The organism is Limnobacter humi, assembly GCF_024518835.1.
In the GTDB taxonomy this organism is placed as follows: Bacteria; Pseudomonadota; Gammaproteobacteria; order Burkholderiales; family Burkholderiaceae_B; genus Limnobacter; species Limnobacter humi.
Genome location: NZ_JANIGO010000002.1, coordinates 91,186 through 108,366 on the forward strand (window position 1 = coordinate 91,186; position 17,181 = coordinate 108,366).

Annotated in this window: 17 protein-coding genes; 8 read left to right on the plus strand and 9 right to left on the minus strand. The window is 55.5% G+C overall.

Annotated elements, in window-relative coordinates; genetic code table 11:
• Nucleotides 1–3: 3 nt before the first annotated feature.
• Both cphA and NQT62_RS05405 read right to left on the minus strand, forming a co-directional pair.
• Complete coding sequence (gene cphA / locus NQT62_RS05400; RefSeq protein WP_256763640.1) at nt 4–2,613, minus strand: cyanophycin synthetase; 2,610 nt, start codon at nt 2,611–2,613, stop codon at nt 4–6.
• A gap of 13 nt (nt 2,614–2,626) precedes the next feature.
• Nucleotides 2,627–4,792, minus strand: coding sequence for a cyanophycin synthetase family protein (locus NQT62_RS05405; RefSeq protein WP_256763641.1), 2,166 nt, complete (start codon nt 4,790–4,792; stop codon nt 2,627–2,629).
• 129 nt (nt 4,793–4,921) lie between these two features.
• Here NQT62_RS05405 and NQT62_RS05410 point away from each other — a divergent pair, with 129 nt between their 5' ends.
• Entirely contained in the window at nt 4,922–7,111 is a 2,190-nt protein-coding gene (locus NQT62_RS05410) for a cyanophycin metabolism-associated ABC transporter (RefSeq protein WP_441007050.1), read from the plus strand.
• Nucleotides 7,104–7,589 (plus strand): cyanophycin metabolism-associated DUF1854 family protein, encoded by a 486-nt coding sequence (locus NQT62_RS05415; protein WP_256763642.1) that lies wholly within the window; start codon nt 7,104–7,106, stop codon nt 7,587–7,589. The genes NQT62_RS05410 and NQT62_RS05415 overlap by 8 nt, the downstream gene beginning before the upstream one ends.
• 90 nt (nt 7,590–7,679) lie before the next feature.
• Here the strand turns inward: NQT62_RS05415 and flhC are convergent, their stop codons facing one another.
• The gene (flhC, locus tag NQT62_RS05420) at nt 7,680–8,243 is read right to left on the minus strand and encodes a flagellar transcriptional regulator FlhC (RefSeq protein WP_256763643.1); all 564 of its coding nucleotides are present in this window, start codon (nt 8,241–8,243) and stop codon (nt 7,680–7,682) included.
• A 48-nt stretch (nt 8,244–8,291) separates the two neighbouring features.
• Complete coding sequence (gene flhD / locus NQT62_RS05425) at nt 8,292–8,609, minus strand: flagellar transcriptional regulator FlhD (RefSeq protein WP_256763644.1); 318 nt, start codon at nt 8,607–8,609, stop codon at nt 8,292–8,294.
• A 201-nt stretch (nt 8,610–8,810) separates the two neighbouring features.
• Here flhD and NQT62_RS05430 point away from each other — a divergent pair, with 201 nt between their 5' ends.
• Nucleotides 8,811–9,695, plus strand: a complete 885-nt coding sequence (locus NQT62_RS05430) for an alpha/beta fold hydrolase (RefSeq protein ID WP_256763645.1) — start codon at nt 8,811–8,813, stop codon at nt 9,693–9,695.
• On the opposite strand, the gene NQT62_RS05435 is transcribed toward NQT62_RS05430, so the two are convergent.
• A complete protein-coding gene (locus NQT62_RS05435; RefSeq protein WP_256763646.1) occupies nt 9,668–11,143 on the minus strand; it encodes an amidase in 1,476 nt (491 codons plus the stop codon). The two genes, NQT62_RS05430 and NQT62_RS05435, sit on opposite strands and share 28 nt — an antisense overlap.
• Nucleotides 11,144–11,374: 231 nt before the next feature.
• Here NQT62_RS05435 and NQT62_RS05440 point away from each other — a divergent pair, with 231 nt between their 5' ends.
• The 5 genes from NQT62_RS05440 (at nt 11,375) to NQT62_RS05460 (ending at nt 14,625) form a co-directional block, all read left to right on the plus strand.
• Nucleotides 11,375–11,674, plus strand: coding sequence for a YchJ family protein (locus tag NQT62_RS05440; RefSeq protein WP_306173572.1), 300 nt, complete (start codon nt 11,375–11,377; stop codon nt 11,672–11,674).
• A 116-nt stretch (nt 11,675–11,790) separates the two neighbouring features.
• A complete protein-coding gene (locus tag NQT62_RS05445) occupies nt 11,791–12,255 on the plus strand; it encodes an Hsp20 family protein (RefSeq protein WP_256763648.1) in 465 nt (154 codons plus the stop codon).
• Entirely contained in the window at nt 12,224–12,934 is a 711-nt protein-coding gene (gene pxpB / locus NQT62_RS05450; protein ID WP_256763649.1) for a 5-oxoprolinase subunit PxpB, read from the plus strand. Before NQT62_RS05445 ends, pxpB begins: the two co-directional genes overlap by 32 nt.
• On the plus strand, nt 12,927–13,916 hold the full coding sequence (locus NQT62_RS05455; RefSeq protein ID WP_256763650.1) for a 5-oxoprolinase subunit C family protein: 990 nt from the start codon (nt 12,927–12,929) through the stop codon (nt 13,914–13,916). The genes pxpB and NQT62_RS05455 overlap by 8 nt, the downstream gene beginning before the upstream one ends.
• Complete coding sequence (locus NQT62_RS05460; protein ID WP_256763651.1) at nt 13,882–14,625, plus strand: LamB/YcsF family protein; 744 nt, start codon at nt 13,882–13,884, stop codon at nt 14,623–14,625. The genes NQT62_RS05455 and NQT62_RS05460 overlap by 35 nt, the downstream gene beginning before the upstream one ends.
• Here the strand turns inward: NQT62_RS05460 and NQT62_RS05465 are convergent.
• Genes NQT62_RS05465 through NQT62_RS05480 form a run of 4 tightly spaced genes read right to left on the minus strand, consistent with a single transcriptional unit; the run spans nt 14,613 to nt 17,155 of the window.
• Entirely contained in the window at nt 14,613–15,008 is a 396-nt protein-coding gene (locus NQT62_RS05465) for a YkgJ family cysteine cluster protein (protein WP_256763652.1), read from the minus strand. The genes NQT62_RS05460 and NQT62_RS05465 overlap by 13 nt on opposite strands.
• A 35-nt stretch (nt 15,009–15,043) precedes the next feature.
• Entirely contained in the window at nt 15,044–15,463 is a 420-nt protein-coding gene (locus NQT62_RS05470) for an acyl-CoA thioesterase (protein WP_256763653.1), read from the minus strand.
• Nucleotides 15,464–15,475: 12 nt separating this feature from the next.
• A complete protein-coding gene (locus NQT62_RS05475) occupies nt 15,476–16,648 on the minus strand; it encodes an iron-containing alcohol dehydrogenase (RefSeq protein WP_256763654.1) in 1,173 nt (390 codons plus the stop codon).
• Between the two features lie 18 nt (nt 16,649–16,666).
• Nucleotides 16,667–17,155, minus strand: coding sequence for a DUF4442 domain-containing protein (locus NQT62_RS05480; protein WP_256763655.1), 489 nt, complete (start codon nt 17,153–17,155; stop codon nt 16,667–16,669).
• Nucleotides 17,156–17,181: the final 26 nt, after the last annotated feature.

A 17,181-nucleotide genomic window follows, 5' to 3' on the forward strand; every position in this document is an offset into this window, starting at 1 on the left:
GCTTTACGCCGCCCGTTTGGCTGGGATGGTGTGCTGCTTCAGGTAATCCAAGGCTTCGTTCACCTGGTCAATCAACACCAACACCAGCGAACCCGATGAGGCCTTGTCCAACGCTGTTTGGATGGCGTTGAATTCACCTCGCAATTCCATGACATTGGGTGGCGTTGTGGCGTCTGCCTGTGCGATGCCTTGTTGCAGCAGCGCGAGCGTTTCTCCGTCTGGTCGGCCTCGTTGGCACGCATCTTCATACAGGATAATGTGGTCGAAAAAGCCACCCACAATTCGTCCCTGCTCGATGATATCCACATCGCGTCGGTCGCCAGCGGCGCTGATGACCACCGTGCGTTGGCTGGCCGGCACGTTTTTCAATGTATTGACCAAGCTGGCGATTGCATCCGGATTGTGTCCGTAGTCTGCAATGATCGAAGCGCCTTTGTGATCGAAGAAATTGAAGCGGCCGGGCACTGTGTCGGGTGTGGACTGAAAAGTGGCCAGGGCTGCTCGAATGGTCTCGAATGGCACGTTCAGGCCCAAAGCAGCACCGATTGCACACATGACGTTGTGAACCTGGAAGGTAAACAGCCCATGGTTGGTTAGGGGTACATCGGCCAGGTCGATGTTTTCTTCCAGCCCATCATGGCTGACATGGACCACACGCCCGTCGTGCACAATCACCGGCATGCCCTTGGCTTTGTGCGCAGCAACCACAGTGTTTTCCGGGTTGCTGGTGAAAAACAGTACCCGACCAGGTGTCAGTTTGGCCATGGCCACGGTGTGTTTGTCGTCAGCATTCAGCACCGACAGACCACCCGGCTTCACGTTTTGGACCAGAACACTCTTGAGCAGGGCTAGGTCTTCAACACTGTCAATGAAATTCAGACCCAAATGGTCGCCTTCGCCGATGTTGGTCACGATGCCGACATCGCACATGTCAAAGCCCAAGCCTTCCCGCAACATGCCGCCACGCGCACATTCGAGCACGGCTGCATCCGCCTCGGGGTGCATCAACACTTTTAGCGCGCTGCGGGGGCCGCTACAGTCGCCCGTGTCCACCAGGTGGCCATTGACAATAACGCCCTCCGTACCTGTGAACCCCACCCGCAAATTGTGGTAACGCAAAATTTGTTCAATGAGCCGCACGGTGGTGGTCTTTCCGTTGGTGCCTGTAACGGCCACAATGGGTATTCGGCCTGTTTCGCCGGGCGCAAACATAAAGTCAATCATGGCTTGGCCCACATCCCGACCCTTGCCAATCGATGGCTCCAGGTGCATTCGCAAGCCTGGCGCGGCGTTTAACTCAACAATGCCACCGCCTTGAGCCTCCAGAGATTCATCCACCCGTTGACACACCACATCCACACCGCACACATCGATACCGATGAGTTGTGCAGCCTGTATCACCATTTGCGCCAGTTCAGGGTGAACATTGTCAGTCACGTCAGTGGCAGTGCCACCGGTGCTGAGGTTGGCGTTGTTGCGCAATACCACCCTTGTGCCAGCTTCCGGAATGGAATCGGCTGTAAAACCCTGTTTGGCGATTCGTGCTTTCGCGATGTCATCCAGCCGCAGTTTGCTCAGTGCGCTGCCATGGCCTTCACCCCGCAGCGGGTTTTTATTTTCAAGCGCAATCAACTCGGCGATGGTGTGTTTTCCGTCACCAATGACATTCGGTGGTTCGCGACGCGCGGCAGCCACCAGTTTCCCACCCACCACCAAGAAGCGATAGTCATGGCCGGGAATGAATTCTTCGACCATGGGGATGCCGCTGCCATAGGGTTTGGCTGCATCCCAAGCAATCCGCAGATGGTCTTCATCCAGAATGTTCACCGTCACACCCTTGCCTTGGTTGCCGTCGCTGGGTTTGACCACCACGCCCTTGTTGATGTCTTTGCGGTTCAGTTTGCGAAATGCATCCAGGGCTTCTTCGAATGTGGGGCACAAAAAACCGCGCGGAACAGGCACACCGGCTGCAGCCAGAATTTGTTTGGTCAGGTCTTTGTCCTGCGCAATCGCTTCCGAAATTGCGCTGGTGCTGTCGGTTTCTGCAGCCTGGATGCGGCGAGCCTTGGAACCCCAACCCAGTTGTGCCAGGCTGCCCTGGGTTAGTCGACGCACCGGGATCCCGCGTCGAATGGCTGCATTGATGATGGAACCCGTGCTGGGGCCTAACTTGACGTCTTCGTACAGGTCTTTGAGTTTGGCAATGGACGCGGCGGTATCAAAATGCTCGCCCTTGAGTTCGGCCTGAATCAGGGCAAAAGCCTCATCCATGGCTGCGCGGCCCAGCTCCTCTTCTTCATATTGCACGACCACCCGGAAATAGCCGCTGTTCAGGTTGTCCGCCACATGAAAAAAAGTAACCGGAGAACCAGCCTCAACCTGAAGTCGCAACGCCACCTTGCCCAGAATATGAGCCAGTGCCAGGTTACTGAGTTCAAGTCCGGTGGCGCGCAGTGCACCAATGCCAGGTATGGCCGTCCGCACGCGGGCTTCAATGCTGGCAAACCGGTCCAGCAGGCGTTCATTTTCTTCGCAAAACACCAGCGCTTCGATGCTGGTGTTTTTGCTCCACAGATTGGGGCCGCGCAGGGCTCGGATTCGTTCGATGTTCATGGTCTGTGTCGGTTCAAGGTTGTTTACGCAATTCCGCACGCAGCAGGTGGTGCGGTACATCGCATACCCAGCCACAGGCAGCCAGGGCCAATTGTTTGATGGGGTTTTCGTCGGCGTGGTCCAGCGGGATCGGTTTGCGTTCTTCCTGTTCGGCCCGGTTGCCCAGGAATTGAACGGCGTGTTCATGCAGAACCACGGCTATACCGCCGTTGCCGACGTGCTCGCGCACCACGGGATTGTCAGGGTTGGTCGAAATCCAGACCACCTTGCCATCGCAGAGTTCCTGCAACGGTAACAGCGATACCTCATCGGCATTCAACACGGCATAACCGGTCGGCAGCACCAAATCAATCACGGTGCGCGTGACGTTGAACAGTTTTTCGTGGTTGACGATGTCCCACTCCTGCAAGCCGTCCAGTTGCCCAAGATGGGTCACCACGGCCACGGTGTTGCGGTCAAATGGCAAACCTTCGGACAGGATGGTGGACTGCCGAACCTGCATGATGAGGGTATTGAGCTTGTTGTTGACCAAGGCATTGCGGCCGGATTCCCAATTGGCTGCGTCGTGGTGGTGCACGGCTTTGCCATTCACCCACAAACCATGCTCACAAGCCAGGCCCACGTTGTGGCCTTTGTCTTCCAGCATGGCGCACAGTTGGGGGCCAAAATCGGACAGCTCTGGACCGCCAGTGTATGTGATGATGGGAATACGCCCGGTTTCACCTTGCGGAAACAGCGACTCAATGATGGGCGCACCCACATTGCGGGGCGTGCCCTTGCTGGGCTTGATGTGCATCAGCAAACCTGGGCCTGCATTCACTTCGACAATCGCAAATGCCTGGCCCTGGGGGGGCTGGTCAATGTGTTCACACATCAGGTCAACGCCTGCAATGTCAAGCCCGATGACCTTGGCCGCCAAGGTGCACAGCCGCGCAATTTCAGGGTGAACGATGTCAGTCACATCTTCAGAGGCGTTGCTGTTTCGCTGCACCAAGACTTTGTGGCCTGCCGGTACTACGCTCTCCGGTTCAAAGCCTTGCCGGCGTACCTCGTACAGTGCGGTTGGGTCGTACCCAAAGTCCACAGGGTCGAGTGGGCAGTATTCTTCCCATCCGCGTTGTGGATCGCTGTTCAGTTGGCTTTCCACCAACTCAAGCAAGGTTGATTTTCCATCACCCGTTACAAAAACCAATTCGCCGCGGGTGGCTGCCACCATCTGGTTGTTAATGATGAGCAAACGGTGTTCATGGCCGGCAATGAACTTTTCAACCAGAACGCCGCTGCCGACTTCGTCTGCCAGGGCATAGGCTTCACGAATGTCCTGCTCTTTGCTCAATTCCAGTGATACGCCTCGCCCATGGTTGGCATCGGTGGGCTTGACGACCACCGGTACACCAATGTCTTGCGCGGCTTCCCAGGCTTCATCGGCTGAATCCACTTCACGCCCTTCGGGCACTGGAATGCCGATCTGCGAGAGCAAGTCCTTGCAAAGCTGTTTGTCGCTGGCAATGCCTTCGGCAATGGCAGAGGTTTTGGAGGTTTCAGCCGTCCAAATGCGCTGCTGCTTTTCCCCGTAGCCGATTTGTACCAGGTTGCCGTCATTGAGACGGATGAACGGGATGCGACGGTCGTATGCGGCATCCACGATGTGTTGTGTGCTAGGGCCCAAACCTTTCATGTCGCACACCCGCTGAATCACTTTCAATTCAGCTTTCAGGTCGTACGGGGTGTCCTCGATACAGGCGTGGATCAGTCGAACTGCCGCCTCCAGGCAGGCCATGCCCACAAACCGATCCGGTGTGCGGAACACCATTTTGTACACACCCGATACGCTGGTCTCTCGGGCCTTGCCGAAACCGGCATTCAAGCCAGCTAGCAAGTGAAGTTCAATGGTGATGTGTTCAAGAATGTGGGCGGCGTAAGTGCCATCGCGCAGGCGGATCAGGAAGCCGCCAGGCTCGCCAATGCCACACTCGTGGTCAACCAAACCGGGCAGCAAAGCCGTTAAGCGTTCATAGAAGCCGGGCAGCAGGTTGGATGGGAATTGTTCCAGGTCTTGAATATCAACCAAGGCTTCGATACAGCTGCGGTAGGTCCAGATGTTGGGGCCGTCTAACCACAGGGTACGTTTGATGAGGAGTTTTTTCTGCGTCATGTTGTTGGTTTTGGCAGTGTTCATCGCAAGGATTGGATGTTCAAACAATGGTAACTCCGTGTCGCTGGAAATAGTGGTGTAGCATTAGCGAATTCATGAACTGAGGGGGTAATCTCATTGAAAATCGTTGGATTTTCGCCGTCTGAAGCGGAATTGAAGCGTCTGGCGGAATGCTGGACAACAGGGCAAACGGCCCAAGGTGTTTTCGGTTCCGACATGAACACACGGCTTGAATTTTCCAAAAGCATTCTTGCGTTTAACGCGCAAGAAGTGGTCGTGTTAGACAAGCTGTCCCAAACCCCTGTTTTTCAAGCCAATTTGGCCGACATTGATCGTGTGGTCATGGGTGATCATGCGGGTCTGTCAACCATTCTGATCCACAGTGCCCATCGGCCCGTTTTCCGTTTTTATGCCAGCTTCAGTTTGCACCGGGCCATGGATGAATTTGTGGGCATGCTGGAAGAGGCGATTCGCCAAGCGGAAGCCGGCACTGGTCATTCTGCAACCATCGCACACCCGGGTGTGCCGGCTTTGTTGGCCGAAGATGATGTGGAAGGTGCGGCTTTTGAAGAGCCCGTGTCCACCCGCGCGTTGTTGCGCCTGTGGCGGTTCGCCAAACCTTACCAAGGCAAGCTTTTTGTCGGGTTGTTGCTCACCTTGATGTCCACTGGGGCTACCTTGGTGGCGCCGTATTTGTCCATGCCTTTGATGGATGATGTGTTGATTCCTTTCCAGAATGGGCAGCCCATGAACACCCACCTGGCTGGATTGTATTTGGGCGGTTTGCTGGCTTCAGCTTTTGTGGCGGCAGCGCTCAGTTGGGCTCGTACTTACTTGCTGGCCTTGGTCTCGGAACGGATTGGTTCCGACTTGCGGACAACGACATTCCGACACTTGATGAGTTTGTCGTTGGACTATTTTTCAGCCAAACGCACCGGTGATTTGATTTCCCGGGTGAGTTCCGAAACAGATCGGATCAACTTGTTCTTGTCGCTGCATGCCCTCGACTTTGTCACCGATGTGATCATGATCGTGATGACCTCGGTCATCCTGATGAGCATTGATTTCAAGCTGGCGTTGCTCACTTTGTTGCCACTGCCGTTGATTGCCTGGATGATTCATCTGGTGCGTGAAAAGCTGCGCACTGGTTTTGAGAAAGTGGACCGGGTGTGGGGCGAGGTGAACAATATATTGGCCGACACCATACCTGGTATTCGGGTTGTCAAGGCCTTCGCGCAGGAGGACCGGGAAAGCAATCGTTTTTTGGCGGCCAACACCCGCAACTTGGAAGTGAATGACCGCATCAACAAGACCTGGTCGCTGTTTGCCCCCACGGTGAGTTTGTTGACCGAGGTGGGTATTTTGGTGATCTGGATTGGTGGTATTTCCATGATCATGCACAACAACATCACCGTGGGTGTGTTGACGGCGTTCCTGGCGTACATCAGCCGGTTTTACTCCCGACTCGATTCGATGAGCCGCATTGTGTCGGTCACTCAAAAAGCTGCAGCGGGCTCCAAGCGCATTTTCGATATTCTGGATTACAAAAGCTCGGTACCCGAAGCGGAGAAGCCGGTCACCATCAGTAAACTGAAGGGCGATCTGGAATTGCGCAATGTGTCGTTTCGTTATGGCAGCCGGCAGGTACTCGATGGGGTGTCATTAAAGGTGAAAGCTGGCGAAATGATTGGCCTGGTTGGTCACAGTGGCTCGGGCAAAAGCACACTGGTGAACCTGTTGTGCCGCTTCTACGACATCAGCGAAGGCGAGGTGTTGGCCGATGGCATTGATATCCGCAATATTCATCTCAAAACCTACCGCCAAAACATCGGTCTGGTATTGCAAGAGCCTTTTCTGTTTTTTGGCACCATTGCCGAAAATATTGCCTACGGCAAGCCCGACGCCACGCGTGAAGACATCATTGCCGCGGCCCGTTTGGCCCATGCCCATGAGTTTATTTTGCGACTTCCCCATGGCTACGACAGCTTGGTTGGAGAGCGCGGTCAAAGTTTGTCCGGTGGTGAACGGCAACGCATTTCGATTGCACGCGCCCTGCTGATTGACCCAAAAATCCTGATTCTGGATGAGGCCACCAGTTCGGTCGATTCACAAACTGAAAAGGAAATCCAGAAAGCGCTGGACAACCTGGTGATGGGCAGAACCACCATTGCGATTGCGCACCGTTTGTCAACGCTGCGAAAGGCGGATCGAATTGTTGTGATGGATCGGGGCAAGGTGGTGGAAGAGGGCGCACATCAGGCCCTGCTGGATGCAAAAGGCCACTTTTGGAATTTGCACCAGGCCCAGGAAAAACTGAAACAGGAGCAGGCGCTGTATGAATAAGTGCTACCCCTATGCCCAACCCCGCGTGGTGGAAAGTGATGATGGCATGCTGGCCCTGCTCGACGGTGAGCAGGTGGTGGCCAAACCCATACACCCGGTGCTGGCTTTTCCGTTTTCCAACCCCCGCAACGACATCTCCCTGGTGGATGAGTACAGCAAGGAGTTGCTGTGGCTGGACTCGCTGGATGACCTGGATGCGCAATCTCGCTGTGTGGTTGAAGCGCACTTGGCCCGGCGTGAATATCGGCCGGTCATTCACAAAATTACCTCGGTCAATACCTATTCAACGCCCAGCGTGTGGAACTTGGACACCGACCGCGGCCCCTGCAAGTTTGAGTTGCCGTCCGAAGAAAGCATTCGCCGTTTGGGCGGGCAACGCCTGGTGCTCACCCACGCCAATGGCATGCAGTTCATCATTGAAAACATGGCTGAGCTGGATGCCCGTTCGCGGCAAATCCTGGCTCGTTTCATGGCTTGAAAAAAACGCCTGCCTTCCAGGGAAGTGCAGGCGCATCGAAAGGTCCATTTCACTAGACCAGGAGAGGATGACAACAAGAAACGGGTGGGGTCAGGCTGCGACCAGTGCTTCGTCATTGAAGAAGCGGGTTGCGGCGTCCTGCTTGGTTTTGCCGGCCCGTGAGGGCACATTGCACAAACCACATTCATAATCTTTGACCAAGTCGTAAGTGTGGACCACATACTTTCCGCCGCAGCAGGTGCAGGGGGCGGTGGTTAGCATGCCGGCATCAAAAAATTTCACCAAACGCCAGGCGCGCGTCATGGAGAGCACCTCTGGCAGGCCCAGTTGATTGATTTGTTCGCGGTACATTTTGTAGGCTTGCACCAGCGCTTGGCCATCGTCCATGTCTGTCGCTTTGATACAAGCGTCGTAAAAATTCATGAACAGCGAACCGTGGATGTTGGGTTGCCAGGTCATGAACCAATCGGTGGAGAAGGGCAGCATGCCTTTGGGAGGAGACTTTTTCTTGATCTCCTTGTACAGGCGGATCAAGCGTTCGCGTGACAATTGGGTTTCGCTTTCCAGCACCTGCAAACGTGCGTCCATGTGGATCAATTCGGATGCAAGCTTGATTTGTTGGGCTTCTGAAATCAGCGATTTAACTTTGGCCATGATCAATCCCCTCTGTTGGATGATGTGCGCGTTGTTCGGTGTGTTGACTTAGGCTTGGATGTTGACACTGCGGCCTGCCATCAGAATGGCGGCGTGCATGCCTGAAATATTTCGATCTTTGCCGTGGTCCGAAGCCAGCTTCCAGACTTGTGGATCGGTAAACCGTAGGCTGCACATGGGCAAGTCGCTGGCGGCCATTTTGAGGACCTGCGCAGTGGTCAGGTCCGAGAGCAGCTCAGCGGTTTGTTCATCAATGCCCAGACGAATCACTGCCTCGGCTTTGTCGTCGTTGATCATCTGTTTGGCCAATAGAAGGTAAGACAAATTGGCTTCGCGGATTTGTTCCAGAATTTCGTTTGCTCGCATGGTGAACATCCTCCCTATTCAGTGCAGCAATCTTTTTGACCGGCTTCGCTGCTTCCCACAAGCACCGCTGCCATGACTGAATTATGCTCATTCACACGGTGTCATTAAGCCGGATAAAATCCCTAAAAAAGGGCAGGCAAACGCGCTTTCGCGTGTCAGAAAATGCCTTACATTCAACAGGTTTGCCAAAGGAAATATGTCATGAGCAATGCAGTCATGCGCTGGGTGTGTAGGGGCTTGATCGATTCAAAGGTCAAGAAAATGGGGCTTCGCAAAGCGTCGATCAACACCCAGGACGGTCGCTGGGTTTACTTCCATGGCGGGCAGGGCCCCAACCTGGTCTTGGTACATGGCTTTGGCGCCAACAAGGAGAACTGGCTTGCGCTGGCGCCCAAGCTCATGAAAAAGTTCACCGTCTGGATTCCAGACCTGATTGGGTTTGGTGAATCAGATCGGCCAGAAGGCGCACCGTACAACATCGCAGCGCAGGCTGCGCGTCTGCAGCGCTGGGCCGTTGCTGTGGGCATGACAGATTTCCATGTGATGGGCAATTCCATGGGGGGTTATCTGGCTGGTGTTTTGGCTGCCAACGATCAGGGCGTGCCCGTGGTCAACAGCGCATGTCTGTTAAACCCGGCTGGTGTAAAGGGTAGCGAACAGACCGCGGTTGGCAAGGCCTTTGCTGAGGAGAACAGGGTTGTACTCGCACCTGGCAATTTGTCCGAGTTTCAGTGGGTGATGAACCTGTGTTTCAACGGTGCAGCGCCGCCCATGCCCCTGTTTTTGCAAAAATATTTTGCTGGGATTGCCATCGCCAACAAAGCCTTGCAGGACCGGGTTTTCCGGGAATTTGTGAATCCGGAAACCAATCCATCCCTCAACGATTTGGTGGCACAAATCCGAATTCCCCTGATGGTGGTGTGGGGCGATTCTGACCAGTTGGTGCACGCCAGCGGCTTGGCGATCTTGAAGCAAGCCAACCCGCGATTGGTGGATGTGATGTTGGAAAACACCGGGCACTGCCCGCAAGCAGACCGTGCCCGTGCTGTTGCTGGTGCTTATGAGGCTTTTCTGGCCGGTGTTTGACTCAATTCGCCCGGCTCTTCTGCAAACAGCATTCGGAAGGGCTGGGCCTGTTCGATTTCATAGGCCAACTCCAGCAGCATGGCTTCGGTGCCCATGGCACCTGCAAAATGAACACCCACGGGAATGTTTTGCCGTGTGTGGTGCATGGGTAGCGTGATGGCCGGGGCACCGGCCACGTTTTGGGCTGCAGTGTAGCTGGCAAAGTTCATCAACCGTTCTCGTGCAATGTCGAATGGCAAATCCAGTCCCAAATGCCCCAGTGCCTGCGGTGGTTGACCCAACGTGGGAGACAGCAACACATCCACCGAATTAAAAGCGTTGTCGTACTCTTGTGCAAACCGTTTTAGCCGATGCAAGGCAAATGGAAATTTCAGAATATTTCGGGTGAAATGCCCCGACAATCCATAGGTCAGAGGTTCTAACGCTTCTCGATCGAACCCGCGACCCATCAGCATGGGCCCCAGTCGATGGGTGGCTGCGGCCAGCATGCCCCAATAGAGCAGGAAATCATCCGCAAACTGGACCGACAAAGGAATTTCGATCTGCTCGACCTCGTGCCCCAACTCGCTGCACAATTGGGCGGCTTGTTCAACCGCTTTCACACATTCCGGATCGCTGAGTTGACCATCAATTTTTTTCACAAAATAGCCAATTTTGAGGCGCTGGTGGGCGGGCCCCTTGATGTGGCCAACGGGCTTTAATGATTTGCTGGGGTGGTGTTGGTCAATCAGTGCCATAAAGCCGGCAGCGTCCCGCACGCTTCGGCAAACAACACCGTCTGACACGATGTTGATTGGCAGGTTTTTGGCCATTTCATTGGGTGCCCACCGGCCACGGCTCGGCTTCAAGCCCACCAAGCCACAACAGGCAGCCGGTATGCGGATGGATCCACCGCCATCATTGGCATGCGCAATCGGCACCACACCGGCGGCCACCAGTGCAGCGGACCCACCCGACGATCCGCCGGTTGTAAAGCCCGTGTTCCAGGGGTTGCGGGCGGGTTCGCCTTTGGAATATTCCGTGGTCGCGGTAAATCCAAATTCAGGCAGCTTGGATTTGCCCAGCAGCACCAAACCCATGTTTTCCATCTGCTGAGCCACAGCCCCGTTGGTTGTTTTGCGTTCAGCCGTGGTGGCCAGCGAGCCATGCCGGGTTGGGTGGCCCTTCAGATCGATGTTGTCTTTCAAAAACGTGGGCAGGCCGGCAAACCCCGAGAATTGACCTGCACGGTCCAGTGCGTCGGCTTTTTCCAAGGCTTTCTCAGCCTGCAGGCACACAGTGGCTGTAATATCCCGTTCAACTTTCATCAAACGATTCAGTGCTGCTTGTACCAAGGCTGTTGAGGTGGTGTTTCCCTCTTGAAGTTGTTGCGCCAAGGCTGTGGCGTCGAACTGTCCCAGGGCATCCTGCCCAAAGGCAGACACGGTTTTTCGAATGGTTTTTTTCATGGCAAAGTGCGTCTGTTATTGTGTTGTCAATGGCTCTGTATCAAGCCTGCCGACAGTCTAAAATGCTTTGTGCACAACTGTTTGCCAATTCCGGTCAATTGACCCTGTTTAACCATCAAACGTTTGCTTTTTATGTCTCTTGTGTCGTGTCCCTGCGGTAGTCCCTCCTATGCAGCCTGTTGCAAGCCATTTCACGACCGTGGGTGCCATGCGCCATGCGCTGAGGCTTTGATGCGAAGCCGTTACAGTGCGTATGCTTTGGGACTTTCCGGTTATGTATTGTCGACCTGGCATGCCTCCACACGCCCAGCGCACTTGGACCTGCAAAACGAACTGAAGCAGGGCAAATGGCTCGGGCTTCAGGTGTTAAAACACCTCGAGGACAGCGACACGGCCACCGTCGAGTTTGTGGCGCGCTACAAACCCAAATCGGCTGCGGCCAGCCGCCTGCATGAGCGCAGTCGGTTTGTCAAAGAAGAAGGTTGTTGGTGGTATGTGGATGGCGATTTGTTTGATGAACGCCGCCCTTGAAATTCGATGGTAAACCCATACATCGGGAGTGCGGGCAATGTCTCCGAGAGAGTTGTCCACAACATGAACCACTGAGTTCCCAACCCTCGATTGATTGCTTCTGAAGGAGAATGATCATGGCTACCATCGACTTGACCCCCCTGTACCGCAGCACCATTGGCTTTGACCGCATGGCCAGTATTCTGGACGCCGCCATGCGCGCCGACACATCCAACGGTTACCCACCTTACAACATTGAAGTGCTGGAAGAAAACCGTTACCAGATCAGCCTTGCCGTGGCCGGATTTGAGGAGAGCGAACTGGAACTGGAAGTGGAGCGCGGTGTCTTGACGGTGCGTGGTCGAAAGGCCGAAGATGAAGGAAAACGATTCCTCCACAAGGGCATTGCATTCCGGAGCTTTGAACGGAAATTCAATTTGGCCGACCATGTTCAGGTTGAGGGCGCTGCCTTGAAAAATGGTTTGCTGGTGGTGGAGTTGCTGAAGGTCATTCCCGAGCAGATGAAGCCACGTCGAATCCCGATCGGCGGCAATACACTGCGCACCATTGATGGAGACAGCAATCAAACCAAAGCAGCCTGAAATTTACTGGCTTTCGGATCGAGCCCTGCAATTGGATTTGCAGGGTTCTGCCACACCCTCTGATTTAAGCTCGGTGCGTTTGCTCGCGTTGTGGGCTGATTTGCAAAGTTGGAGCAGATCGATCGATTGGCCTGCCCATGAATGGGTGTTGGCGGACCAGTCCATCACTGTGGTGTATCAGACACCGTTCGATTCGGTTGAACACATGACGACGCTGCTGCGGCAGGTGGCCGAGCGCGTCGCCCAGGTGAAATCCAATCCCGCAACACCAACCCGTGCTGAACGCCTGCACACCATTGAAGTGGTGTACGGCCCGGCACACGGTGCAGATTTCGAACGGGTGTGCGCAGCGCTTCGCTGCAATGCCCGCCAGTTGATTGCGTTGCACACACAAGCGGAATACACCGTCCAGTTTTTGGGTTTCCTGCCGGGGTTTGCTTATTTGCACGGCACCCCGCAAGCGCTGCACCTGCCTCGTCTAGAGTCACCGAGGGCCAGGGTTCCAGCGGGCAGCGTGGCTGTCGCTGCAGGTTACACTGCCATTTATCCGGGCGAATGCCCCGGTGGCTGGCATCTCATCGGTCAAGCCAAATTACCCTTGTTCAATTCAGCGCAGCAGCCACCCGCGTTGCTTCAGCCTGGGGACCGCGTTCGATTTGTAGAGGCTCCCCATGTTTAAAGTGGTCAAAGCGCAAGGTTTGGGGTTGGTCTCTGATCTAGGGCGTTTTGGTCTGCTGGGGCAGGGCGTTCCACAGGGTGGGGTGATGGACCCTTATTCATTTTCGCTGGCCAATCTTGCCTTGGGTAACCACGCGGACGATGCAGGCCTGGAGTTCATGGGTTCCTTTGAGCTGGTGGTGAGCAAGCCCGGTGCATTCATGCTGGCCACCCGCAGTGGGCAAGTGAAAGTGAACAAAGCCTTGATCTCAAGCGGCCGCATTGTTCAGGTGGATGTGGGCGATATTATTCAGGTGCACCCAGCCCTGGGTAGCCTGGTAACGGCGGTGTGCGTTCGTGGTGGCATACAGGTACCGGCCGTGTTGGGCTCCCGAGGGACGTGTTTGTCCGGCGGCTTTGGCGGCTACAGCGGACGGGCTTTGAGGGCTGGTGATGAAATTCGTGTGCAGGCGCTGGATCACGATCGATTTGACCGGGGCCCGCGAACGCATGCGCCCACATTGGCCATGCCGGTGGCCATTTGGCGAGAGGCCGGTGATCTCAAAACGCCGTTGGATGTGCGTTGTTTGCCCGGGCCGGAATTAAAACACCTCGGCCACACGGGATTGGATTTGTTTGCCGGTCAGCGCTACACGATTGAAGCAGCGAGCGGTCGTCAGGCATACCGTTTGAAAGGCCATCGAGCCTTGCCCACACACAACATGCCCACCATGCGCTCGCATGCTGTTCATCCCGGCGTGGTCCAGTTGCCGCCCAGTGGTCAGCCGATGGTGCTGATGTGCGATGCCCAGGCCACCGGTGGATATCCACGTCTGGCGACAGTTCTTCACTGTGACATGTGGAAACTGGGCCAGGCATCGCCTGGACAGCGAATTTGCTTTCGCCTGGTTGACCATCCACAGGCCGTGCAATTAAACCAACAGCATGAACAAGATTTTCAGCACACACTTGAACACATTCAAAAGCATGTTCATCAACGCTGACTTGGGTGAAGGCTGCGGCACCGACGACAAACTGTTCGCCTTGGTGGATTGGGCCAATATCGCCTGTGGTGGTCATACCGGCGATGCACAGTCCATGCGCTTGGCCTGCGAACAGGCGTTGCATCATGGTGTGCAGGTGGGGGCTCATCCCAGTTATCCGGATCGAGAGGGCTTCGGTCGAAGAAAGCCTGACATGTCGGTGGGTGATTTGCTGGGGGAACTCTGCCGACAGGTTGAGGCCTTTGAAAATATCGCCTCGCAGTTCGGGGTGAACCCAGCCCACATCAAGCCCCACGGCCAGTTGTACAATGATGCCGCTGTTAATCCCGATGTGGCTGAGCTGTTGGTGCGGCTGATGCAACAGTTCCCGGGTCGACGGTTGTTGGCTTTGGCGGGCAGTCCGCAGGTGGACTGGTCACGTAGTGCAGGTATTGATGTGGTCGAAGAGGCTTTTCCCGATCGAACATACACACGCGAGGGGCGCTTGGTGCCCCGTCAGTTTGCCCATGCTTTGGTTCGGGATATCGATCAACTGACCCGGCAAACCCTGGCCATGGCAAACCAAACAACCTTTCAGTCCGAACTGGGAGAGCCTGTGGTGGTTATAGCACAAACGCTGTGTGTTCACGGTGATTCAACACACGCGGTTGAGAATGCCCAACGCGTTCGCGCGGTGTTGGACCACATAGCCCGTGGTCAGCCGATTTGACGTTTCACATTCAGCGGCGGCATGCCGTGTTTGGCCCGGGCCTGGTTGCAACGCGGGTTCAATTCCCCCTGTTCATTGAATACATCGTACTCGCGGCAGGGGCTGGGCCGGTTGGGGTAAATGGTACAGGTCACTGATTCACCAATGTTTCCTGCAAGGGCAATGCACCGTGGGTTGCTTTGTGAGGTGCCCTTCATGCACGCGCGATAAGGGTTCATCTGTTGGGTCAGCTCTTCAGGTACATAGCCCCCCTCGGAAGCCGTGGTTTCACCCCAATAGAAACTGATGCGGAATGTGGAGCAACAAACGCCACAGCTTTGGCACAGGGCCTCCACCTCGTCGGTGGTGGTTAACAAGGTGGGTTGGGTGCTGTCAGGGTTCATGATGGCCGTTCGTTGCAAGTTCAACGTGTGCCGAACTATACACCAAGCAAGCCTTCAAGGGCTGCCCGAATGCGCGCGGGAAGCGGGGTGGGGCGGTTGTTGCCGCGGTTCACAAATACATGCACAAAATGACCATCGGCACACAGTTCACCAGCTTGGTTGAACAGGGCCAACTCATAACGCACCGAGCTGTTGCCCAGCTTGCCCACCCGCAGACCAGCGGTGATGGTGTCGGGGTAGGCCAAAGGCCTGTGGTATTTGCACTGGCTTTCAACCACAAACCCCACCGTGTCGCCACCGTGAATATCCAACCCGCCCTGTTCAATCAGAAAGCGGTTCACCACACTGTCAAAGTAGCTGTAGTACACCACGTTGTTGACATGGCCATAAATGTCGTTGTCGTGCCAACGGGTTTGAACGGTTTGTTGGTGGGGATAGTTGGAAAGCGTGATCATGGTTGTTGTGACTTAGTATGCGGCAGCATAAATAGCGCGTGCTGCCGCCTGGTCAATCTCTCGAGGGTTGTTCGACAACAAACGGGTTTGCAGCATGGCAGCCTGGGCCATGGTGTCGAGGTCTTTTTCAGCAATGCCCACGTCGCGAAGCTTTACGGGCAAGCCGGTGCTGGGTGACAAGGTGGCTGTCCAGTCAATAAACCGGTCGGCCAGCAAAGTCTCGGGCTCATTTCGTGAGCCCAGGCCCACTACCACCGCCAACTCAGCATACCACTGCACAGCGGCTGGTTTGTTGAAACTCAGCACATGGGGCAGCACCAGCGAATTGCTCAAGCCATGCGGCACATGGAAAATGCCGCCAATCGGGTAGGCCAGTGCATGCACCCCGCCCACCGGGGCATTGGCAAAAGCCTGTCCTGCCATGCAGGCGCCCAGCATCATGACCTGTCGTGCTTCACGGTTTCCGGGTTCCCTGCACACGGTGTGCAGGTTGGCTGCCAAAAGCCGAAGCGCCTCACAGGCCAAAAAGTCAGCGTAGGGGTTTTTCAGTCGTTTGGAGGTGTAGGCCTCAATGGCGTGCACCATGGCGTCAATGCCGGTGGCGGCGGTCACATGCTGCGGCAGGCTCAAGGTCCAGTCGGCATCCAACACGGCGACATCGCCATATAACACGGGCGAGACCACGCCCATTTTGGTGTCGGCACCGGTGGTCACAATCGATATCGGGGTCACTTCGCTACCAGTGCCAGCGGTGGTGGGCAACAGCACCAAAGGCAGGCGGTCGCTGTGCACATTGCCCACGCCATACATGGTTTGCAGTGCTTGTTTTCCTTTCGCCAGCACCGCAATGAGTTTGGCCACATCCAGCGTTGAACCACCACCGATGGCCACAATCAGGTCGGCCTGAAACGCTTTGGCTTCATCGGCCACCCGCAGCACCAACGCTTCGGGCGGATCAGGCTCCACATCGCTGCAGACCTGCACTGGGTGGCCTTTGGCTTGCAGGCTGGCAACAATGGTTTGAAAGGTCGATGTGGTTTGTATAAATGGATCAACCAACACAAACAAGCGCGCCGCGTTCAAACCCCGCTCACTGAGCAATGGCGTCAGAATGTCTGGCAGGCGAAGGGCGCTGCCCGATTCACACACCAGCCGATGGACGGTCCGAAATTCAAACGGGGCCATTCGCGCAGTCTCCTGAGTTCATCGCTTGGGTGTCCACGCCCAAACGGCGCGCACAAAAATGGGCTCTTTGCTTTCGCTGTCGGTCACTGTCACCGCCACGTCAACTTCGCCTTTTTCCTGGGTTTGCATCAGGGCAATTTGTTCTTGGGTCAACATCGCTTCGGCGCGCAGGTCTCCACTGCAACGCTTGCGGTAATCCACTTCCATTCGCTTGATCACAGGAATCGCATTGGCTGGCACATTCAGGCCAACCAGCGCACCTGTGGCCGATTCGGCCGTCATTAGCATCACGACGGCGTGCAGGCCACCAATGTGATTTTGCAGGGCTGTTTTGTTTTTGATGGACACGATGGCGTGGTTGGTCTCAATCCACTCAAATTTGCAGCCCGTGGTGCGGAAAAATTTAACGGCTCTGCCAAAAATGACAGTGAATGCCCGAGTTTTCAGTGGGGTTGGCAGCTTGTCGACTTGGGCGTACACCTTTTGCAGCATCGATTTTTGTGTCATATCAGTTCCTGGCGGTTAAGTGCTGC